Source organism: Halorubrum shenae, from assembly GCF_051194165.1.
Classification (GTDB): Archaea; Halobacteriota; Halobacteria; order Halobacteriales; family Haloferacaceae; genus Halorubrum.
The window spans coordinates 42,935-63,189 of the sequence record NZ_JBLZNI010000002.1 but is presented as its reverse complement, the minus strand read 5'-3'; the positions used below and the strand labels follow the sequence as shown (position 1 = coordinate 63,189).

Below are 20,255 nucleotides of genomic sequence, written 5' to 3'. Positions count from 1 at the left end.
CGACGTAGATCTCCGAGGCCCGTGTCGGTGGTCGCATATCGAGACTCACTCGACTTCTGACAGTAACCGACTGCTGAACGTGGAGGGTGTGATCAACTGGGAAACAAGGATCCTCGGGTTTTCAGGGCGCAAACCGTGCTGGCCGAGTCGTATCACCCCCGCCGGTTACAATGCTTGCATGTGATGTGTGACATATGGATATCCCGCTTGGCCTCTCGCGAGCGAAGCCCGCTATGCAGATCTTCAGTGAGAAGAATGTGACATTTCTCGCCGGCAGCGTCGCCTACAGCGCGTTCGTCTCGATCGTTCCACTGGTCATGTTCTTTCTCATCGGCGTCTCCGTACTCGGCGCGCCCGAGTTACAGCAGCAGATTGTCGATGTCGCGACCGAAAGCGTCTCGCCGTCGGTCGGTGGCGTCATCGAGGTGATGATCGAAGGACAGCGCGAGGCCGGCACCGGCTCGACAATCCGTTCCACCCTCATCGGGATCCTCATCCTCGTCTGGGGGGCGATCAAGGTATTCCGTGCGCTCGACACCGCCTTTTCAGAGATTTACGAGACGACCGGTCAGGTTTCGCTCCTCGGCCAGATCAAAAAAAGTCTGGTAATGCTTTTCACTCTCGCACTGGGCGCCATCGCGATGGTCGGTACGACTACCGTCGTCGCGTTCTTCTCGTCAGTCCCGTTTATCGGGGTCGCAGTCCCCCTGCTACTGATCGTCGGCCTCTGCGGCGCGTTCTTCCCGATGTACTACCTGTTTCCGGATATCGACGTGACACCGCGCGAAGTGCTTCCAGGGGTGATCGTCGGGGCCGTCGGGTGGGCGGTCCTGCAAGTGGTGTTCCAGGTGTACGTCTCCCTGAGCGGCACCGGCGGGAGTCTCATCGCGAGCATCCTCCTGTTGGTCACCTGGCTGTACTTCACCGGTGTCATCCTCTTGCTCGGTGCCGCCGTCAACGCGGTCGGCCTCGGCCATCCCGACGCAACCGCTGACGAGCGGAAGGGGTCCTCGGTACTGGACGCTGAAATGACTCGCAGCGAGGCAGCAACGTATCTCCGGCGGCTTCGCGAGGACCTCACCGGACGATTCGAGGGCATGCGACCAACGAGTGAGGGAGGAGTCGTCGAACGCAACCCTCCGAAGGGCGCCATCTCCACCACTGAGTGGGTCCGAGAAACTGAGGAGGGGATGACTCACGGGGTCCGGTTGGAGTGGGACGCAGACAGCAACGGCGAGCAGTGACCCCGATCGGAGACGAAGCGGTTCACCGACGCCGCGGAACTCTCACTCCAACCGCGCGTCCCGGATCTCGACGTGGCCGCGATCGCCTTCCCACACCGTCCCGTACTCGATGTCGATCCGCCGGTCCATATGCGGCCCGTCGACGACGTACGTCTCGAACTCTCCGCCCTCGCCGAGCGGGTGGACCCCGTACTCTTCACGAAGGTCAAGAAGCTCCGCGAGCGCGCCCGCGTCGTAGCGCCGGCCGAGCCACGATTCATCGAGGCCGTAGGCGGCCACCTGCACGATCCGGATCTCGAAGCCGGCGTCGAACATCGCCTCGGCGAGCGCGACCGGGTCCTCCTGCCACAGCGGCGCGAACAGACCGATTTCGAGGCGGTCGCACATCCCCTGAATGCGGCTCGTCTGGTACTCGCTCTCGACCGCGCCGGCGGTAACGCCCGCGAGGTTGACGCCGTCTTCGGCGGCGATCTCGCGAAGCGCGGCCTCCATCGGCTTCAGTTCCGCGTCGCCCTGTGCGCCCGCGTCGTCGACGTCGTCGGCGCCGAAGTCGTCGGGCGACACCTCGACGAGGTCGATCCCGATACTCTCGGCCGCGAGCCCGGCGAGCTCGGTCGCCGGCGTGTGGTACATGTACGAGTCGCCCGCGGGGTGGACCGTCAGGAGCCGCGAGACGTCGAGACCCTCCTCCAGCGCGCGGTACAGCGCCCACGAGGAGTCCTTCCCGCCCGAAAAGAGGCTCACCCAGTCGTCGGTCATTGGCGGGAGCACGCCTGCCGCGCCTAAAGCGTCGGCGGTCTGGGTTGACGACCGTCGACTGAGACGAGCCGTACGCGGCGATTCGTTGGTCGAACGGTGATATCCCTGTGAGTTATCCGTTGAACTGGCATTATTAATAAAAAATGACAATATATTAGCGCCTGTCTCTCGGAGTTCGGGTATGGAGGACCAATCAGAGCCAACGCTTGACACGCTCACTGTCACCGAAGGCGAGGAACCGTTCGGGAACGGGAGCGAAGCGGGCGACGTCGTCTCGCCCGTACACCTCTCGTCGACGTTCGCGCTTCCCGGCCTCGATACGGAGATGCGCCTCGAAGACGTGGATCCGAGCGCCGGTGAGTTCGTCTACGGCCGTCTGTCGAACCCGACCCGGCACGCGTTGGAGACCCGCATCGCCGCGCTCGAAGGGGGCGCACACGGTGCCGCGTTCGCCTCGGGCACCGCAGCGATTTTCACGACGCTGCTCGCGAGCGTGACTCCCGGCGATCACGTCGTCGCCTTCGAGGACCTGTACGCCGGCACCCGTCGCATGCTCGACGACGTGTTCCAGTCGCGTCTCGGCGTCGACGTCACGTACGTGGACGCGACGGACACGGCGAACGTGGCGGCCGCGCTCCGCGAGGAGACGGCCGCCGTCTGGATGGAGTCACCGACGAACCCTAAACTCGCGCTGTGTGACATCGCCGGTATCGCCGACCTCGTCGCCGGCCGAGACGTGATGTTCGGCGTGGACAACACGTTCGCGAGCCCGTACTTTCAACAACCGCTCGAACTGGGTGCCGACGTCGTCGTGCACAGCACCACGAAGTACCTCAACGGGCATTCCGACGCCGTCGCCGGAGCGGTCGTCACCGACGACGACGCGCTGGCCGAGGAGATACGGTTCCTCCAGCAGGTCGGCGTGGGCGCCGTAAGCGGCCCGTTCGACAGTTATCTGGTGCTCCGCGGTATGAAGACGCTCGCCGTCCGTATGGATCGACACGAGGCGAACGCCATGGCCGTCGCCGAGTTCCTCGACGAACGCTCGGAGGTGACCGACGTGTACTATCCCGGCTTGCCGAGCCACCCGGACCACGAACTCGCTCGCGAGCAGATGTCCGGCTTCGGCGGGATCCTCTCGTTCGAGCTCGACGGGGAGATCGACGACGCGAAACGGTTCGTCGAGGCGTTAACGGAGTTCACGCTCGCGGTCTCCGTCGGCGGCGCCGAGAGCCTGATCGAGTTGCCGGCCGCGATGACCCACGAACCGCTCTCACCGAGCGAACGCGAAGCGCTCGGAATCTCGGACACGCTCATCCGCGTTTCGGTCGGTATCGAAGGAATAGACGACCTCATCGCTGACATAAAAGACGGTTTCGATGCGATGAATCGCCGTCCGACACCGCCGTCGACCGACCGCTGACACCGATCGGCGGTGCGGCGGCGCCGGTCTCAGTCCGAGATGAACTCGTTGTCGCGCCAGTTGACGCCGCCGTCGCCGTCGCCCGCACCCTGCGGGCTCTCGACGACCTCGATGCTCGCGGGGCGCGGCTCGCCCTCGACGATGCGGGTCGCTTCCAGCTCCCCGTCCTCCTCGGTGATCGCGGTCAGCGTCCCCTTCTCCGAGAGGGTTGCAATCTTCCGGAGGACGCGGAACATCGGATACTGGAGCGCGGAGTTCTGGAGGACGGTCTCGCGGTCGCCTTTAAAACAGGCGAACTCGACGAGCTCTGACGGTATCTCTTCCTCCTCGTCGTCCATCCACTGCGGGCCGCCGGCGCGCGGAGGCTCTTCCTCCCACACGCGCGTTTCCGTGACCGACGCCTTCAGCTGGGCGGTCGGCGTGTACTTGCTGATGCTCTCGTCGTCGGACAGGGCCTTGATGATGAGGGTGTTGTTTCGACGCGTGATGTCGATATCGTCGATCTCCGGCGGCAGGTCGGGATCTTCTTCGAAGTACGTCTCCACGTCTTCGAGGGGCAGTTCGAGCGTCGAATGAAGTCTGAACACGCGGCCTGTCATTGTTGGTTGGGTGAGGTGGGGTCGAACCGGTCGGCACGACGGCAGCGGCGACTGCTGCACCTACACTAGCTAGGGCCCGTAGGTTTATATCGCCTGCCCTTCGACATTCGAAATTCAAAATTTGACTGGGGCGGCAAAAACAGGGACCGTTGGCCTCTATCGACACCGATTTGGACGGATACCGGCGAAACTACTCTGCTCCCAGCTCACCCGCCAGCTCGTCGCGCTCGTCGAGCTCAGCGAGTACGTCACTGCCGCCGATAAACTCACCGTCGACGAACGTCTGGGGGATCGTCTCCCAGCCGCTGTACGACTCCAGCGCCTCGCGGTAGTGCGGGAGCGCCGGGAGGACGTCGACCGTCTCGAACTCGTCGACGTGCTGGCCGATCAGCTCGACGGCGCGCTGCGAGTAGCCGCACTGCGGCATCAGGCGGTTGCCTTTCATAAACAGGACCACGTCGTTGTCGGCGATCGTCTCCTCGACTCGGGCCGCGATCTCGTCGGGCTCGGCGTCGGTCTCGGGTTGGAACGTCATAGAGACCGGTATGCGCCCGCGACGCAAATGGGTTCCGCCCGGAATCGACGCCCGCGAGCGGACGGAGAGCGCCGGTTCCTCCTCCGACGCGTCACTCCTCGCGATCGACGCGAACCACGTCGACGAGCGAGTACACCGGGACGCCGTCGATCTCGTCGTACCCGCGCTTGTCGACGAGCACCACGCAGGCGACGGGCTCGCCGCCCTGTTCGCGGATCGCGCTGATCGACTCGCGCATCGTCGTCCCCGAGGTGATGATGTCGTCGACGACGTAGCAGTCGCGGTCGCGGATGGCGGCGAAGTTCCGCGAGAAGCCGCCGCCCTGCTCGTCGATGTCGCCCTCGTCCCACTGGTGTTTCGCGGGCGCGTACGTGCCCAGATCCGTGTCGAGCTTGTTCGCGACCGCGGTTGCGAGCGGTGCGCCGGCCTTTTCGATACCGACGGTCAGGTCGACCGCCTCGCCCTGCTTCGCCAGCAGGTCCGCCATCGCGCTCGCCGCGTACCGGAGCCGCGTCGAGTCGCGCCCGAGGGCCGACCAGTCGACGTGGATGTCGGCGGTCGTCGTCGTCGCAGCGGTCTCTGCGCCCGTGTCGTTGCCGCCGGCGCGCTCGACGAGCCAGCTTGCGGTCTCTCGGGAGACGTTGAGTTCGTCGGCGATCTCGCCCTTCGAAAGGCCGTGTTCCGCGAGCTCGGCTGCGCTGTCGATCAGGTCGTCAACGTTCTTCATATACGTCGAATTCGACCGCCGTTTTAATAGTCGTGTCGTCATCCGCGAACGCGGCCTCGAACTCGTCGAGCCCGTACACGCCGGTGACGAGATCGCCGAGGAACGTCTCAGAAAAGCGGGACAGCGACTCGACCGCCGCCTCGAAGTGTTCGTAGCCGGAGTTGACGCTGCCGACGAGCGCCTTGTTGTGGAGGACGAACTCCCGGTGGAGTCGCCCGCCGTCGATCTCGAACTCCCAATCGTTCGGAACCCCGAGCAGCGCCCCCACTCCGTTCGGTGCGAGCGCCTCGATCGTCTCGAAGGCGTGCGGCGCGTGGCCGGTCGCCTCGAAGACGAAGTCCATCGGCTCGTGGGCCTCGGGGACTTGCGGGACCGCCGTCTCGTTGGAGTTGACGTACGTCGCGCCGAGCGACTCGATAATCTCGATCGTCGGGTCCGGGCGCTCTCGGCGACCGAGACAGTAGATCCGGTCGAACGCTTCGTCGAGGGTCGCGATCGCCAACAGCCCGAGCGAGCCGTTTCCGAGCACCAGCGCCGACTCCGGCTCCCAGTGGAACGCAGACCGGCTGGCGTAGGCGTGTTCGATCGCCTTCTCCGCGATCGAGACGGGCTCGACCAGAAACCCCCACTCGGCCAGCGCCGGGGGAATTTCGACGAGGAACTCCGCGGGGCTGGTGAAGTACTCCGCCATGAACCCGTGGGCACCGACGATGCCGCGCTCGTGGTATCGACCGTCCGGCGCCATGTCGGGTTCGCCGCGGGCGAAGTACTCGTTCGCGCCGTTCGGCGGGCGCCGAACCGTCGGCACCACGACGTCTCCGACCTCGAACGGCGTGTCGTTCGGGTCCTCGACCACCCCGACCGCCTCGTGGCCCAACACGAGGTGGTCTTCGCTCTCCGGAGATCCCCCGTGCCCGCCGGCGATGACCTCGTGGTCGGTTCCGTCGACGCCGACCCGGAGGGTTCGGACGAGCGCCTCCCCTGGCGCGGGCTCCGGCCGCGGTTTCTCTGTGACGACCGGCTCGTCGGCCCCGTCGTACACGGCGATCGCGTTCATACAACGGCTTTAGCAGTCAGGCACCAAAAGATTTCTTTTGTTATGAGTAAATTATCGCGGCAGAACCCACCCCGGGTTTTTCCTCTGTAGCCCGCGGACTGACAGCCGTGTGTACGCTCACCCTCGCGTGGCGGACGTTCGGTGACGCGTCGATCGCGCTCGCCGCGAACCGCGACGAGGCGCTGGATCGGCCGTCCGAGCCGCCGGCGCTCCGTGGCGACGGCGACGGCGGTGACGACGGCGACGGCGAGGGCCGAATTGACGGACACGGGTACGTCGCGCCCCGCGACGGCGAGGCCGGCGGGACGTGGATCGGGCTCTCCGCGTCGGGGGTCGTCGCCGCGGTCACGAATCGCTGGCTCGACGTCGACCGCGAGGGCGACCGGTCCCGCGGCCTGCTCGTCCGCGACTGCCTGGAGGCCGACTCCGCGGAGGCGGCCGTTCGAACCGTCGAGCGCGCCCTCGAAACCCGGTCGTACGACGGCTTCAACCTCGTGCTCGCCGACGACGCCGCAGCGTTTCTCCTCTCGTACGACGGCACGCTATCGATCACTCGACTCGATCCCGGCGTCCACGTCGTCGGCAACGTCGGGGGCGTGGTCAACGGCGCCGAGTGGTTCGCGATCCCCGACCGGCGGCGGGAGTTCGGCGCGGAACGCGCCGACAGCGCGCGAGCGGTCGCGGCCGCGCTGACGCCCGAACCCGGTGAGTCGGGCGGGGCGTGGATCGATCGCGCGAGCGCGACGCTCGCGGACCACGAGTACGGCGCCTGCCTCCACGGCAACGGCTTCGGCACGCGGTCGTTCACGCGGATCCGAACCGCTCCCGGCCCCGGGACGCCCGCCGACTCCGGGACGGCTCCCGATTCCGAGACGACCGCCGAGTTCGCGTACGCCGACGGACCACCATGCGAGACGCCCGCAGAGCCGGTGTCGCTGCCGGCGGGGTTCGGATCGGGCCGATCGGACGGATCTGGCGGGTCTGCTGGACCTGATGGATCGGCGTAGCGGTGGCGACGGCGCGGAAAGCCAGTTTTAAGCGACTCGCGGGCGCCCGTATCTGTATGAGCGTGTCCGAACTCGAGGCCGACCTCTCGGAGGACGAACACACCGGCCTCGAACTCATCCGCGAGACCGGTGGCATCCACCAGAGCGACTTCTGGAAGGAACTCGACGTCTCCTCGCGGAAGGGGAGCCGCATCGCGGAGGCGTTAGAGGAGTCCGGGCTCATCCAGCGCTCGGACACCGTTTATAACGGCCACAACACGTACTACCTCGAACCCGCGCCTCGCGACCTTGACTTCTCGCTGCTGATGGCCGGCGATATGCTCTCGCCGTTCATCGGGGAGGAGGAGGTCGACGCACAGGCGGACGCCTTCTCGCAGTGGATGATGAACCTCGCGTACGAAGAGTACTGAGCCGGACGCCGAGGATCCGGCCCCAAACGCCCTTACTCCGCGCTCTCCGGGTCGATAACGTCGTCGTCTACCCGCCGAACGCTCTCCGCCAGCCGGGAACCGTCGGGAACCGCTTTCAAAAACGCCTCGGAGCCGAACGGCGCGTCCCCGTTGACCGACACCATCCCGAGGTCTGCCGGGTCACCGTCAAGCCCGGTGAGGAACGCGACCGTCCGGACCGCAGGCACGTCGTCGACCCGCGCCGCCGGATCGACCGATCCGTACAGCGAGCGGTGCGTCCCGACGTGGTAGACGCAGGTCGGAGTCGGCGCGAAACAAAGGAGAAACCGCGCGCCCGGCTCGGTGCGTCCGAGCTTGGGCCGGATCGCGTGGCTCGCGTCGGCGTGGAAGTACCGTTCCATCCGACGGTACTGTCGGAGGACCTCGTTGGCGCCGGTCGCCCGGCGCACGGCCGCGTCGCTTTTAAGCTCGATGACGTGATCGACGCGTTCCGGTGCGCGAACGCGGACGTACACGTCGACGACACCGCGGCGACCGTCGGCGTCGTACGGCTCCTCCAACCGGATCTCGGGCTCGCCGTGGACTGCCGTGTAGTGGTCGACCACGCGCGTCGCCAACTCGTCTTCTCGCATGGCTCGACCACGGGGACGGCCGCGAATAAAGTCGCCGACGGCGGGACCCGACCCGGCCCTGCCGGTCGAAGCGTGTTCTCATCATTCGAGTCACATCAAGGGGTTTGTAAGGCTCGAACCCGTACTAAACGATGATGTCTGATAATCTGTCTAGACGGCGGTACGTCGCCGGAACCGGAGCCGCGCTGACCCTCGGAACGCTTGCCGGCTGTTCCGGCGGTGGGGACGGCGGCGACGGCGGCGACGGGTCTGACGGCGGCGGGTCGGCGGCGGACGACGTTCCGACCGAAATCGATGAGTACCTCACCGATGCCCGGATGTACGACGGAATGATCATGGATTACACCGGCCAAGGCGAGGTCACGGTGTCGGTCGGCGCCGGCAGTGACGGGCTGGCGTTCGATCCGGCGGCGATTCGGATCGACTCCAGTACGACCGTCGTCTGGGAGTGGACCGGTGAGGGCGGCGCGCACAACGTCGCTTCCACCGAGAACTCCGAGTCGGACTTCAACAGCGGCGACTCCGTCGACGAGGAAGGGTACACCTTCGAGCAGTCGTTCGATAACGCGGGGATTCAGCTCTACTACTGCACTCCTCACCAAGCGGTCGGGATGCTCGGCGCCATCGAAGTCGTCGACGCCTAACTCGAACCACTGACTGCGGTTCGTTATTATCACCTGCTGAGCGATTCGCATCGCGCTCGCTCGCCACGATAGCGAACACGCCCGCAGACTCGATAACTACGGGAGGAACGACCACCGCACGTCGACGATCCGGTCGTGTTCGCTCGTGACCGTCGGACGCGCGAGGTGGTCGTTCGCGTTGACGCCGGCGTCGGCCAGCCGGGAGAGCGATTCCTCGAGCGTGCGGTCGGAGCGTTCGACCGTCGAGTCCCGGACGTACGGCGCGTCAAGGGGGTCCGACCGGGAGTTCGCGATATCGATCGCGTCCGCGAGCTCGCTCCCGATCGCGTACGCCGGCTGGTGGAACTGCCACCCGTCGACGGACAGAAAGAGCCACACGTCGCCGTTGATCGCGTGATACTCCCCCGAGACGCGGGACGGGTCGTGAGCGACGACCCGGGAGAGGACGGCCGTCTTCGTCCGATACAGCGCGTCCTTGCGAGCCGACCGAACGTTGCTTTCGGTGAGATCGCCGCGCTCGTAGGCTGCGGTCGCCTCGTCGGCGAACTGCTTGGCGGCCTTGTTGACGACGTACAGCGATTCGAGTAGATCGTCCGTTGGTTCGAGCGGATCCACGGTGACATCGGTCGGCGACTGCGACCGGTGTGAGGTGGGTCCGTCGCGCAGATAGGGGTTTCGGGATCTGCGGTCGGCTCGGTCAGCGCGTCTGCAGTCTGCTCGGACACATCACGCCCCCCGGATGGTTAATTCTTTAAGCGTACGGACGAAGGAAGTGGCAAGCAATGTCGCACGACTCGCTCAAACTGTACTCGGCGATATACGTCGCGCTCCTCGTCGCGGCGACGCTAAACTTCGTTCTTTTCGAGGCCGAGTTCCTCAACTTCACGTACGCTCAGGCGCTCGGCGGCACGCTGGTGATCGCGACGGTCAAGACGCTGCTCATCGTCGCCTACTTCCAGCACCTCCGGTGGGAGAACCGCTCGCTCACCTACGTGATGTCGCTCGCGCTCGCGCTCACCATGCTCCTGATGGCCGCCGCGACGTACTCCATCTCGTAGCTGCTCTGCGACGCCCTCTACTCGCGTTCCGTTTTTGCTTCCGCTTTCTCTGCTCTCTCCGTCGCAGACGCGTTTCGTCTGCGTGTTTTTTGTAGCCACGGGTGAATAATCCGCTATGGAACTTCGATCCGCCACGCTCGACGACATCGACACGATCCGGACGATCGCGCGCCAATCGCTGCTCGCTTCCTACGGTCACGCTGTCGACGAGGCGTTGCTTTCGGAGGCCGTCGACGAGTGGTACGACCCTGACGAACTCGGCGCGGACATCGGTGACGACGACACGGTCTTTCCGGTCGCCGTCGTCGACGAGGCCGTCGTCGGCTTCGCCGAGAGCTACGTCGTCGGTCGGCGCGAGCGCGTCGGCGAGATCGACTGGCTGCACGTTCACCCGGACCACCGAGAGTCGGGGATCGGATCGGCGCTCTTAGAGCGGGTGGAGTCGGAGCTCCGCGCGGCCGATGTCGACCGCATCGAGGCGCGTGTTCTGATCGACAACGAGGCCGGCTCTGCCTTCTACGACCGCGAGGGATACGAGCTCGACGGCGAGCGCTCGGTCGAAATCGGCGACGAGATATTCGACGAGCGGGAGTATCGGAAGCAGACCGGACGACTGACCGGTATCTCGGAGGGCATCTACGAGACGGACGACGGCGAGACCGTCCACGTCGCCTTCGACGAGAGCGATCGGGGCTCTCACGCGCCCTTTTACGTCGCGTACGCCGACGAAAACCTGACGCAGCGGTACGGCTTCCTCTGCGGGAACTGCGAGGGAACGAACGTCGCTATCGACACGATGGACCGGATGGAGTGCCGCGACTGTGGGAACCGACGCAAGCCGACCCGGTGGGACGCGGCGTACTGAGTCGCGCGCAGCGGTCTATAGGGTCTCTTTGACTCCAACTACGCGCTCCTCGGCCGCCCGACCCGGGTCCCACTCGCTTCCGTCGCGGTCGGCGTCCCGATGTTCGGCGACGGTCCGCACCATCGCCTCGTCGACGGGTGTCGACTCCCACCCGAGGTCGGCGAGCGCGCACGTGTCGAGTAAGTGCGGGTACTCCCGATACAACACGAAGTCGTCCGGTTCGAGGCCGCCGGCCGCCAGCGCGTCGGCGCTCGCCGTGACGGCCTCGCAGTCGGTTCCGGCCGCGTCGGCGATCACCTCCAGGGTCTCTTCGAGGGTGAGCGCCCGGCGGTCGCCCACGTTGTACGCCCGCCCCGCCTCGCCGCGCTCGGCGACGATACGGAGCGCACTCGCCGCGTCTTCGACGTACGTGCGGTGCCACAGGTTCTGTCCGTCGCCGGGGACCACGACGCGGTCGTGAGCGAGTACGCGGTCGATCCAGTAGTCGAGCCGCTCCGTGTAGTCGTACGGTCCGTAGACGATACAGGGGCGAACCGCCATCGCTCGAACTCCTTCCTCGGCGGCCGCGAAGACGGCGCGGTCGCCCTCGGCCTTCCGGTTCCCGTAGGTCTCTGCCCCATCGTCGGTGGCCTGCTCGGGCGTGCAGGGTCGAAGCGGCGTCTCGCCCTCGCGTTTGGGAATCTCCTCGGCGGCGTAGCTGTCGCCCGAAGAAACGTACACGTATCCATCGACGTCAGCGAACACGTCCGTGGCCGTCTCCACGTCGCTCGGCTGATAGGCGACGCAGTCGATCACGATATCGGGTTCGATCGAGAGTTTCGCAGTCTGGAGGTCCCGTTCGTTCTTCCGGTCGCCCTCGACGTGGGTCACCCGATCGTCGTCCGAAAAGGGGTTCTCGTGGGAGCCTCGGTTCAACATTCCGACCTCGTAGTCGTTCGCGAGCAGGTCGGAGACGGTGTGTCGGCCGATAAATCGGGTGCCACCGATGACGAGAGCCGTGTCGGTCATACTCGTCATCCGGGAACCGGCCCCAAAAGCGTGGCCGAACCGGAACGGGCGGTCAGTTCTCGGTCTCAGACTCGTCACCATCGGCACTGTCGGGACTATCCACCCCGTCAGCGCGAGGCCCGTCACCGCGCCAGTACCGGTACAGGAGGTACGCGATGCCGAGCCCGACGAACCAGGTCCCGACCCCGGCAATCGCGAAGCCGACTCCAATCAGGAATTCTCCGGTCGGCACGCCGAACATACTCCCGCTCGGCGTCTCGGCCACATAAACGCTCCGAGGAAGGGGTAGTTTCTCGGCGCTCGCGTTCGTTGCCCACGGCATGAGCGATTCCGAGACCAGTCGACGACGGCCGTGGCTCGCGGCCGCGCTGGCGCTTGCCGTGTCCGGACTCGGCCACGCCTACCTCCGTCGGTGGGCGCGAGCCTTCGGATGGTACGCGGTGATCACGGCGACGCTCGTGTTCGTCGTTCCCGACGCGGCGGTTGACGGGATACTGGGTGGTACCCGCCCACCGGTCGTCGACATCGCTCCGGCACTCGTCGCCGTGGCTGCCAGCGTCGTCGACGCGTACGTCCTCGCCGTCAGAAACAACCGAGCCCACGAGCGGAGTTTGTCGTCGGCGACTGAAACCGCAGCGCAGGCGTCACAACCGTCCGACGATCGGGGAGAAACCCGAAGTGACCCCGTCGAGACCGCCGAAACCACGTCCGGGAGCGATGTCGAGACCGGATCGTCCGAATCGGTCGACGGCTCAGTCGCCGACCGCGTCTCGTGTCCGCACTGCGGCCGTGAGACGGACGCGGCGCTGGACTTCTGTCAGTGGTGTGCCGAACCGCTCGAGGAGTGAGGACGAATCGGTATCGACGGCGGCGTTGGGGCGCCCGCTGCCTCCTCAGAAGAGGTAGAACAGCGGGAAGATGAACACCCAGACGATGTCCACGAAGTGCCAGTAGAGGCCGAAGTACTCGATCGGCCGCTCGTCGTCCAGGTAGTGCCCCTGGTACGTCCGAACGAACAGGAAGATGGCGATCAGGAGACCGATGACCACGTGGACTCCGTGGAGCCCCGTCGTCACGTAGTAGATCGACGCTTGAATCGGGTCACCGTGCGGGTTCTGTGAGAGGGTAACGCCCACGTCGAACACCTCGTGGTGCCACTCCCACAGCTTGATCGCGAGGAAGGTGAAGCCGAGCCCGATCGTCGCGCCGAGCGAGGCGAGTACCCCCTGGCGACTCTTTCGGTGAGCGGCCACCAGCGCCAAGATCACGGTGAACGACGAGGTGATCAGCACGAACGTGTTGATGAGTCCCGGTAGCGACTCCGTCAGCGGCCCCCACGTCATCCAGCCGGCGTTGTACCGGACGAAGATGGCCGCGGAGAGGAACGCGCCGAAGACGATCACGTCCGACGCGAGGAAGAACCACATCCCCAGCTTCACCTTCTCGACGCCCTCGAAGGGCCATCGTTCGGCGAACTCGCTGGGCGGCGCGTAGAAGTCTTCGAGCCCCCACTTCACGCCGGACCAGACCACTCCGATCATCCCGACGACGACGAGTATCGGGTACACGGGATTGGCAACCGTGAGCGTCGTCGTCGCGAGCGTCTCGCCGATTGCGAACGACAGCGACTCGTTGAACCCGGAGAGGCCGAGCAGCATCGTCCCGAGCGCCAGCGAGATGGCGAACGGCCAGATGCTCGCGTGGCTCGGGTGTTTGTCCCAGTACGGGTACTTCGAGATGTGCTCTTCGTGCGTGTCACCGCCGTCGGTCGCGGCGTTGCCGTCGCCGTCGGCTCTGACTGCCGGGCCGCCGTCCGGCACGTAGTCTTTCACGAACTCCAGCTTGCCGGAGGCGTACGAGGGGCGGTTCGGCCAGTTCTCAAGCGGCGGCGGCGAGGAGATCGCCCACTCCGCGGTCCGCGAGTAGTCCCACGGGTTGTCGCCGGCGGGCTCGCCGGAGACGTAGGACTTCGCGAAGTTGTAGAACATGATGAAGAATGAAAACCCGAGGATGAACGCGCCGATCGTCCCGAACTGGTGGAATATCTGGAACTCGGGGTTGTATTCGAACACGCGGCGGGGGGTCTCCCAGCCGAGGAACATCGAGAAGTACACCATGTTGAAGCTGACGAAGAAGACGGCGAAGTGGATCTTCCCGAGCAGCTCGTCGTACATCTTCCCGGTCACCTTCGGGAACCAGTAGTAGGCCCCGCCGAACAGCGCCGTCGCGCCGCCGAACATGACGTAGTGGAAGTGCGCGACCACGAAGTAGGTGCCGCGGAACTCGTAGTCGAGCACGATCGCACCGAGGAACACCCCGGTGATGCCGCCGAGGATGAACAACAGCAGCGCCCCGAACGCGAAGAGGAACGGCGTCGTGAACTGGATCCGCCCCTTCATCAGCGTGTAGATCAGCGAGAACACGATCAGGTCGAAGGGCAACGAAATTCCGATGGTGGTCGCCATCATCAGCGTCTTGATCTCCAGGTTGATCGTCGTCAGGAACATGTGGTGCATCCACACGAGGAACGACTGCACCGAGATCAGACAGATGGCGATAATCACCCACTTTCGGCCGACAAGGCGCCGCCCGGAGAACGTCTGGAACAGCTCCAACATCACACCGAGCGCCGGGAAGAAGACGATGTACACCTCCGGGTGGCCGAAGAACCAGAAGAGGTGGCCCCACAGCAGGGAGCCGCCCTCGGTGGCCGAGAAGTAGACGCTCCCGAGCACGCGGTCGGACGCGAGGATGAGTCCGACGGCGAGCAGCGCAGCGAACGCGAACAACATCATCCACGCCGTCGCGAGGATCGACCAGGTGAACATCGGCATGTCCATGATCCCCATCCCCTCGGCTCTGGAGTGATGGATGGACGTGAGGAAGTTCACCGTCGACGCCGTGATACCGATGGTGAACATCGCGAGCGCGAGCACCGCCCCGGTCGACCCGATGCTCGGTGTGTACATCGGGATGTTGAGCGGAGCGTACATCGTCCACCCGGCGCTGAGGGTTCCACCCTGGAAGAAGCTGATCCCCAGGAGCATCCCCGAGAGCAGGTACATCCAGTACGATAACGCGTTCAGGCGGGGGAACGCGAGGTCGTCGGCGCCGATCTGCAGCGGCACGAAGTAGTTCGCGAACCCGAATCCGAACGGCGAGAGGAACCAGAACACCATGATCAGCCCGTGGGCGGTGACGGCCTCGTTGTACGCCAGCCCGGAGAGGATCTGACTCGTCGGGTCCCACAGCTGCATGCGGATGAGCAGGGCCAGCACGCCGCCGAACAGCAGGAAGAACAGCGCGGTGATGGTGTACAGGATTCCGATGTCCTTGTGATTCGTGGTGACGAACCAGCGCTTGACGGACGTCGTCGGCGGAAGTTCGCTCATGCGGCCACACCTCCGGCGACCGCGTTGTTGACCGTGGTCGCGCCCTCGACGTTGGACGCGTTCTCACCTTCTGTCCCCTCGTACCACGTCTCCCACTCGTCCTGCGGGATAACGGTTATCTTGCTCTCCATCGCGGAGTGCCCGGCACCGCAGAGCTCGAAGCACTCGACCCTGAACGTCGCTTCGCCACCCTGCGCTTGGACTTTCTCGGAACTCACGGAGAACCAGTTGGTGTTGGTGTCTCCGGGGATGGCGTCGGACTTTATCCGTAAATCCGACGAGCCGAAATTGTGCCAGACGTCCCGTGATGTCACCGTGAGGTCGATCCGAGTGTCGGCGGGAACGATCATCTCACGGGTCTCGGTGTGACCGTTCGAGTACGTGTAGTCCCAGCCGTACTGGTACCCCTCGACGAGGATCTCGATGTTGTCTCCGTCGCTGTCCGGACCGTCCTCGACGTAGAGGAGGATCCCGTACGCGTACACGACGAGACTGATCACGACGATCGCGCTCAACCCGAACGACAGGAAGAGCTTCTTTGCTTTCGGACCGCCCTGTCCCGTCGGGAGCTCGCCGACTACCGGCGCGTCGAAGTCTTCCTTCGGTTCGCTCCCGTCGTCGCGGTACTTGTACACGTTCCACAGCGTGTACGCGACGACGATGGTGCCGACGAGGGTTCCCAACGCGAGGAACACGAAGAAGATCTCGTCGAAGACCTCCGCCTGCGCGCGCCAGCCGCTCCCTTGTTGCAGGATAAGTGTGTCTAACATATTCGTTTCACTGCTCTTGTACTCCCCTTGGCGAAGGCGCACTTAGCTCTTGTGTGAATCACCTCGGAATTATGCCTCGAAGCACTCGCCTTAGTCACATGTAGGCAAGCGAGAACTAATATTCGGGAGTCGGAACGAGCCGGTCTTCCGAGGCGGGACCCGTCGCTCGCAACGGTCTACGACGGAACAGCGCGGGCCCGATCACCAGAACGGACGAATCTGATCGGCGAAATATACGAAGGCTATTTGTACGCGGCAACGGACCTGCTAACAACGAACTCACAATGGTCTCTCTCACGCTCTTGAGCACGGTACTGATGGGACTGCTCGTCGTGGCGACCTTCGTCGCGATCGCGCAGGTCGGTGCGAAGCGCACCGCCCCCGGCACCGGATCGGTCAGCAGGTACGACGCGATAACCGAGACACTCGGCGATATCGTCCGGAAACCGGCCGTCTGGGCGATCGCCTTCGTCGCCATTACAGTCGGCATCGGCGCGGTCTCGCTCCTCGCGGTCGGCAGCTTCGGTCTGCCGGAGGGGCTCTCCGGGAGTCTCCTCACGGCCGTGTACGTCGCGGTCGGGCTGCTGGTAACCGGCTTCGTCTTCCTCGGTGCCTACTTCGGTGCGCGGGGACGGGGACTCGGCAACGCCCACGGCGTCGCGGCCGGCACGTTTGCGTCCGGACTCGTGTTCCTCGTGCTCATCGTGACCCAGCTGCTCATCGGCGTTATCGGATAACTCGATCGAGCGGGCGGGCCAACAGACCCCGCTTCATTCGGCAACCATCTCCGCCCGAGGGTGTACCGCTTTTTTGTGAGAGCAACCGCTCCGTGAGAGCAATCGCTTCGTGAGAATTCGTTTCGCGAGACCGATACGCCCTGAGGCCCTCCGCGATGTCTCGATCAGGCGACTGCGACGCCGTTCCGGGCGAGGAAGTCGCTTGCCGCCTTGATCTCCACGGGGCTCCCGATGATCCGGTAGTGATCGTCTCCCTCGACCACCGTCACGGTGAATCGTTCGCAGACGCCGTCCCGCAGCCCGTCGAGCGCGCAACGCGGGAGGACGATCTGTGTGCTGTCACGGAGGCTCGACGGATCGGGCATTCGACGTATCGATCATCGCTGTAGCCCGTCATAATCGTGTCGAAAGATTGCCGAATCGAACTCGGCGTTCCCGGTCAAGTCGTACCGCTTCCGCGCTCCGAGCGGTCGTCGCGTCCGTGGACGATCGGATCGCGAAACGGATGCGTCGGCTCCGACGCGGAAGGAACACCTTTAACGAGACGAGCGGCCGACTGTACGCCAATGGGACTGGAAGAGGAGATTGAGGACCTCCGCGAGGAGATCGCCAACACGCCCTACAACAAGGCCACCGAGGCCCACATCGGGCGGCTGAAGGCGAAGCTCGCGGAGAAAAAGGAGAAGCTGGAGAACCAGTCCTCCGCCGGCGGCGGCCACGGGTACGCCGTCGAGAAGCACGGGGACGCCACGGTCGCGCTCGTCGGGTTCCCGAGCGTGGGGAAGTCCACCCTCATCAACGCCCTCACCAACGCCGACAGCGAGGTGGGCTCCTACGAGTTCACGACGCTCGATGTCAACCCCGGCATGCTGCAGTACCGCGGTGCGAACATCCAGATCCTCGACGTGCCGGGACTGATCGAGGGCGCCGCGGGCGGTCGCGGGGGCGGAAAGGAGGTGCTCTCCGTGGTTCGGACCGCCGACTTGGTCGTGTTCATGCTCTCCGTCTTCGAGATCGAGCAGTACGACCGCCTCCGCGAGGAGCTGTACAACACCAACATCCGGCTCGACACCGATCCGCCCAACATCAACATCCGGAAGACCCACAAAGACGGGCTCGGCGTGACGATGAGCGACGAGGTGAGTCTCGGCGAGGAGACGATCAAGCAGGTCCTCCGCGAGTACGGCTACGTCAACGCGAAGGTGACGATCCCACACGATCTCACCATCGACGAGTTGGTCGACGCCGTGATGGACAACCGCGAGTACCTCCCCTCGATGGTCACCGTGAACAAGGCGGACCTCATCGACAAGAGCTACCTCCCGACCGTCAAGGAGGAGCTCCGCGAGCGCGACCTCGACCCCGACGACGTACTCTTCATCTCCGCCGAGGAGGAGCTCGGGCTCGACGGCCTCAGAGAGCGGCTCTGGGCGGAGCTAGGGGTCATCCGCATTTATATGGACAAGCCGGGTCGCGGCGTCGACTACGAGGAGCCGCTCATCCTCTTCGAGGGCGACACGGTCGGCGACGCCTGCACGAAGATCGGCGGCGAGTTCGAGGAGCGGTTCAAGTTCGCGCGCGTGTCCGGGGCGAGCGCAAAACACGACGACCAGCAGGTCGGGAAGGGCCACGAACTGGCCGACGAGGACGTGCTCCGAATCGTCGCTCGGAAGTGATTTTTTAAACGGATGGTGGCAGATCGGTCGTCGCTGCTATCAGGCTCCCAGCGACTCGCTCATAAGTGGTTGCTGGCAGTGGATCGACGGTGAACACCGCTAAAGCCCCAGCCGCTCGCTTATAAGTGGTTATCGGTGACTCCGCGGAGAACACCGCCAAAGCCCCAGCCGTGGGGCCGGCGTACGCTCGCTGCGCTCCTCAGTCGCTCGCTGCGCTCCTCAGTCGCTCGCGATGCTCGCTCCCTGCGGTGCTTGCGTCCCCTACGCCGGCCCCACGGCTGCCCCTTTGAGTCCCGCCCGTCCCGCAACCGCAGCCTCACACCTCCCCAGCCTCGCGGCTCGCGCTTATCAGCGCTCGCCGCGTCCCTCGCACGCGCTCCTCGCGGCCGTTTTTAAACGGCCGCTCGGAGGCGCGCGCCGCTGCGACTGGATGTGGATAGTGGATCCGCTGTGGCCGTCGGTCCGTTCCCTCACCGAGTCCGACCGAAAGGCGCTTTTCGGCGGGGTGTGACCCTCGCGTATGATCACGGTCGCGCTCGCGGGCAAGCCGAACGCCGGCAAGTCCACCTTTTATACCGCTGCCACGATGGCCGACGTCGACGTGGCCAACTACCCGTTCACGACGATCGACGCCAACCGGGGGGTGACACACGTCCGTACGGAGTGTCCCTGCCTCGCTCGCGACGAGCGGTGTGGCAACGAGAACTGCCACGAGGGCAAGCGATACGTCCCGGTCGAACTCCTCGACGTGGCGGGGTTGGTCCCGGGCGCCCACGAGGGGAAGGGGCTCGGTAACCAGTTCCTCGACGAACTGACGAACGCGGACGTGGTGTTAAACGTCGTCGACGCCTCGGGCGCGACGAACGCGGAGGGCGAGCCGGTCGAGGTGGGCGCACACGACCCGCTCGACGACGTGGATTTCATCGAGGAGGAGATGGACCTGTGGCTCGCGGGGATCGTCGACCGCAACTGGGAGGGCGTCGAGCGGCAGTCGCGCTCGCCCGACTTCGACCTGGAGGCTGCGGTCACCGACCTGCTGACCGGGTTCGGCGCGACCGAACACGACGTGACGGCGGTCCTCCGCGAGTTGGAGTACCCCGACGATCCGAAGGTCTGGACCGGCGACGACCGCGAGGCGCTCGCGCGGGCGATCCGCCGCCGGACCAAGCCGATCGTCGTCGTCGCTAACAAGGTCGACGCCGCGCCCGAAGGCGCGATCGACCGGCTCCGCGAGGGGACGGACAAGCCGGTGATTCCGGCGACCGCTGACGGGGAGCTCGGTCTCCGCCGCGCCGCTGAGGCCGGGATCGTCGACTACGACCCGGGCGACGAGACGTTCGACGTGGTCGGCGACGTCTCGGAGGGCCAACGGGAGGGATTAGAGGCCATCCGTGGCGCGATGGACGAACACGGCGGGACGGGGGTCCAGACCGCGCTGAACGCGGCGGTGTACGACCTGCTCGACCGGATCACGGTGTATCCTGTGCAGGACGCCTCGAAGTGGACGGACGGGACCGGGAACGTCCTCCCGGACGCGTTTCTTCTCTCCCCGGGAGCGACTCCCCCGGACCTGGCGTACGCGGTCCACACCGACATCGGCGAGGGGTACCTCCACGCGGTCGACGCGCGGTCCTCGCGTCGGATCGGTGAGAGTCACGAGCTCTCGGAGGGCGACGTGGTGAAGATCGTCTCGACCGCGGGGCCGTGAGGGC

Annotated in this window: 23 protein-coding genes; 11 read left to right on the top strand and 12 right to left on the bottom strand. The window is 65.3% G+C overall.

Features of this window, described 5'->3' with window-relative positions; genetic code table 11:
* Nucleotides 1-194: 194 nt before the first annotated feature.
* Complete coding sequence (locus ACNS88_RS03055) at nucleotides 195-1,244, top strand: YihY/virulence factor BrkB family protein (RefSeq protein WP_435093790.1); 1,050 nt, start codon at nucleotides 195-197, stop codon at nucleotides 1,242-1,244.
* Between the two features lie 42 nt (nucleotides 1,245-1,286).
* On the opposite strand, the gene ACNS88_RS03050 is transcribed toward ACNS88_RS03055, so the two are convergent.
* Nucleotides 1,287-2,003 carry a diphthine--ammonia ligase gene (locus ACNS88_RS03050; protein WP_435093788.1) on the bottom strand — a complete coding sequence of 239 codons (717 nt, stop codon included), beginning with the start codon at nucleotides 2,001-2,003 and terminating at the stop codon, nucleotides 1,287-1,289.
* Between the two features lie 181 nt (nucleotides 2,004-2,184).
* On the opposite strand from ACNS88_RS03050, the gene ACNS88_RS03045 reads away from it, so the two are divergent.
* Complete coding sequence (locus ACNS88_RS03045; RefSeq protein WP_435093786.1) at nucleotides 2,185-3,426, top strand: trans-sulfuration enzyme family protein; 1,242 nt, start codon at nucleotides 2,185-2,187, stop codon at nucleotides 3,424-3,426.
* 29 nt (nucleotides 3,427-3,455) lie between these two features.
* Here the strand turns inward: ACNS88_RS03045 and ACNS88_RS03040 are convergent, their stop codons facing one another.
* From ACNS88_RS03040 to ACNS88_RS03025, 4 genes are all read right to left on the bottom strand, one after another.
* Entirely contained in the window at nucleotides 3,456-4,025 is a 570-nt protein-coding gene (locus ACNS88_RS03040; RefSeq protein WP_435093784.1) for a DUF7110 family protein, read from the bottom strand.
* A gap of 190 nt (nucleotides 4,026-4,215) precedes the next feature.
* Nucleotides 4,216-4,560, bottom strand: a complete 345-nt coding sequence (locus ACNS88_RS03035; RefSeq protein ID WP_435093782.1) for a glutaredoxin family protein — start codon at nucleotides 4,558-4,560, stop codon at nucleotides 4,216-4,218.
* 91 nt (nucleotides 4,561-4,651) lie between these two features.
* Complete coding sequence (gene gfcR, locus ACNS88_RS03030; RefSeq protein ID WP_435093780.1) at nucleotides 4,652-5,287, bottom strand: transcriptional regulator GfcR; 636 nt, start codon at nucleotides 5,285-5,287, stop codon at nucleotides 4,652-4,654.
* Nucleotides 5,274-6,344 (bottom strand): glucose 1-dehydrogenase, encoded by a 1,071-nt coding sequence (locus ACNS88_RS03025; protein WP_435093778.1) that lies wholly within the window; start codon nucleotides 6,342-6,344, stop codon nucleotides 5,274-5,276. Before ACNS88_RS03025 ends, gfcR begins: the two co-directional genes overlap by 14 nt.
* Before the next feature lie 107 nt (nucleotides 6,345-6,451).
* On the opposite strand from ACNS88_RS03025, the gene ACNS88_RS03020 reads away from it, so the two are divergent.
* A complete protein-coding gene (locus tag ACNS88_RS03020) occupies nucleotides 6,452-7,351 on the top strand; it encodes an NRDE family protein (RefSeq protein ID WP_435093776.1) in 900 nt (299 codons plus the stop codon).
* Nucleotides 7,352-7,407: 56 nt separating this feature from the next.
* Nucleotides 7,408-7,761 carry a helix-turn-helix transcriptional regulator gene (locus tag ACNS88_RS03015; protein WP_435093774.1) on the top strand — a complete coding sequence of 118 codons (354 nt, stop codon included), beginning with the start codon at nucleotides 7,408-7,410 and terminating at the stop codon, nucleotides 7,759-7,761.
* Nucleotides 7,762-7,793: 32 nt separating this feature from the next.
* Here ACNS88_RS03015 and ACNS88_RS03010 read toward each other — a convergent pair whose 3' ends face one another.
* Nucleotides 7,794-8,393 (bottom strand): hypothetical protein, encoded by a 600-nt coding sequence (locus tag ACNS88_RS03010; protein ID WP_435093772.1) that lies wholly within the window; start codon nucleotides 8,391-8,393, stop codon nucleotides 7,794-7,796.
* Between the two features lie 134 nt (nucleotides 8,394-8,527).
* On the opposite strand from ACNS88_RS03010, the gene ACNS88_RS03005 reads away from it, so the two are divergent.
* The gene (locus ACNS88_RS03005; protein WP_435094437.1) at nucleotides 8,528-9,037 is read left to right on the top strand and encodes a halocyanin domain-containing protein; all 510 of its coding nucleotides are present in this window, start codon (nucleotides 8,528-8,530) and stop codon (nucleotides 9,035-9,037) included.
* Between the two features lie 96 nt (nucleotides 9,038-9,133).
* Here ACNS88_RS03005 and ACNS88_RS03000 read toward each other — a convergent pair whose 3' ends face one another.
* The gene (locus ACNS88_RS03000) at nucleotides 9,134-9,652 is read right to left on the bottom strand and encodes a hypothetical protein (protein ID WP_435093770.1); all 519 of its coding nucleotides are present in this window, start codon (nucleotides 9,650-9,652) and stop codon (nucleotides 9,134-9,136) included.
* Nucleotides 9,653-9,819: 167 nt separating this feature from the next.
* Between ACNS88_RS03000 and ACNS88_RS02995 the strand changes: the two genes are divergently transcribed.
* Nucleotides 9,820-10,095: a cytochrome C oxidase subunit IV family protein gene (locus tag ACNS88_RS02995; protein ID WP_435093768.1), complete on the top strand. Its 276-nt coding sequence runs from the start codon at nucleotides 9,820-9,822 to the stop codon at nucleotides 10,093-10,095.
* Between the two features lie 115 nt (nucleotides 10,096-10,210).
* On the top strand, nucleotides 10,211-10,960 hold the full coding sequence (locus ACNS88_RS02990; RefSeq protein WP_435093766.1) for a GNAT family N-acetyltransferase: 750 nt from the start codon (nucleotides 10,211-10,213) through the stop codon (nucleotides 10,958-10,960).
* A 15-nt stretch (nucleotides 10,961-10,975) separates the two neighbouring features.
* Here ACNS88_RS02990 and ACNS88_RS02985 read toward each other — a convergent pair whose 3' ends face one another.
* Complete coding sequence (locus tag ACNS88_RS02985; RefSeq protein ID WP_435093764.1) at nucleotides 10,976-11,968, bottom strand: NAD-dependent epimerase/dehydratase family protein; 993 nt, start codon at nucleotides 11,966-11,968, stop codon at nucleotides 10,976-10,978.
* A gap of 52 nt (nucleotides 11,969-12,020) precedes the next feature.
* Nucleotides 12,021-12,209, bottom strand: coding sequence for a hypothetical protein (locus ACNS88_RS02980; protein WP_435093762.1), 189 nt, complete (start codon nucleotides 12,207-12,209; stop codon nucleotides 12,021-12,023).
* A 79-nt stretch (nucleotides 12,210-12,288) separates the two neighbouring features.
* Between ACNS88_RS02980 and ACNS88_RS02975 the strand changes: the two genes are divergently transcribed.
* Nucleotides 12,289-12,816: a DUF7575 domain-containing protein gene (locus tag ACNS88_RS02975; protein WP_435093760.1), complete on the top strand. Its 528-nt coding sequence runs from the start codon at nucleotides 12,289-12,291 to the stop codon at nucleotides 12,814-12,816.
* 45 nt (nucleotides 12,817-12,861) lie between these two features.
* Here the strand turns inward: ACNS88_RS02975 and ACNS88_RS02970 are convergent, their stop codons facing one another.
* Together ACNS88_RS02970 and coxB are read right to left on the bottom strand one after the other, a co-directional pair.
* Nucleotides 12,862-15,360: a cbb3-type cytochrome c oxidase subunit I gene (locus tag ACNS88_RS02970; protein ID WP_435093759.1), complete on the bottom strand. Its 2,499-nt coding sequence runs from the start codon at nucleotides 15,358-15,360 to the stop codon at nucleotides 12,862-12,864.
* Nucleotides 15,357-16,130 carry a cytochrome c oxidase subunit II gene (coxB, locus tag ACNS88_RS02965; protein WP_435093757.1) on the bottom strand — a complete coding sequence of 258 codons (774 nt, stop codon included), beginning with the start codon at nucleotides 16,128-16,130 and terminating at the stop codon, nucleotides 15,357-15,359. The genes ACNS88_RS02970 and coxB overlap by 4 nt, the downstream gene beginning before the upstream one ends.
* Nucleotides 16,131-16,447: 317 nt before the next feature.
* Here coxB and ACNS88_RS02960 point away from each other — a divergent pair, with 317 nt between their 5' ends.
* Complete coding sequence (locus tag ACNS88_RS02960) at nucleotides 16,448-16,867, top strand: hypothetical protein (protein ID WP_435093755.1); 420 nt, start codon at nucleotides 16,448-16,450, stop codon at nucleotides 16,865-16,867.
* 164 nt (nucleotides 16,868-17,031) lie between these two features.
* Here the strand turns inward: ACNS88_RS02960 and ACNS88_RS02955 are convergent, their stop codons facing one another.
* Entirely contained in the window at nucleotides 17,032-17,232 is a 201-nt protein-coding gene (locus tag ACNS88_RS02955; protein ID WP_435093753.1) for a VNG_1110C family protein, read from the bottom strand.
* A 201-nt stretch (nucleotides 17,233-17,433) separates the two neighbouring features.
* Here ACNS88_RS02955 and ACNS88_RS02950 point away from each other — a divergent pair, with 201 nt between their 5' ends.
* Together ACNS88_RS02950 and ACNS88_RS02945 are read left to right on the top strand one after the other, a co-directional pair.
* Complete coding sequence (locus tag ACNS88_RS02950) at nucleotides 17,434-18,543, top strand: OBG GTPase family GTP-binding protein (RefSeq protein ID WP_435093751.1); 1,110 nt, start codon at nucleotides 17,434-17,436, stop codon at nucleotides 18,541-18,543.
* A 520-nt stretch (nucleotides 18,544-19,063) separates the two neighbouring features.
* Nucleotides 19,064-20,251, top strand: coding sequence for a redox-regulated ATPase YchF (locus tag ACNS88_RS02945; RefSeq protein ID WP_435093749.1), 1,188 nt, complete (start codon nucleotides 19,064-19,066; stop codon nucleotides 20,249-20,251).
* The last annotated feature ends 4 nt before the right edge of the window (nucleotides 20,252-20,255 follow it).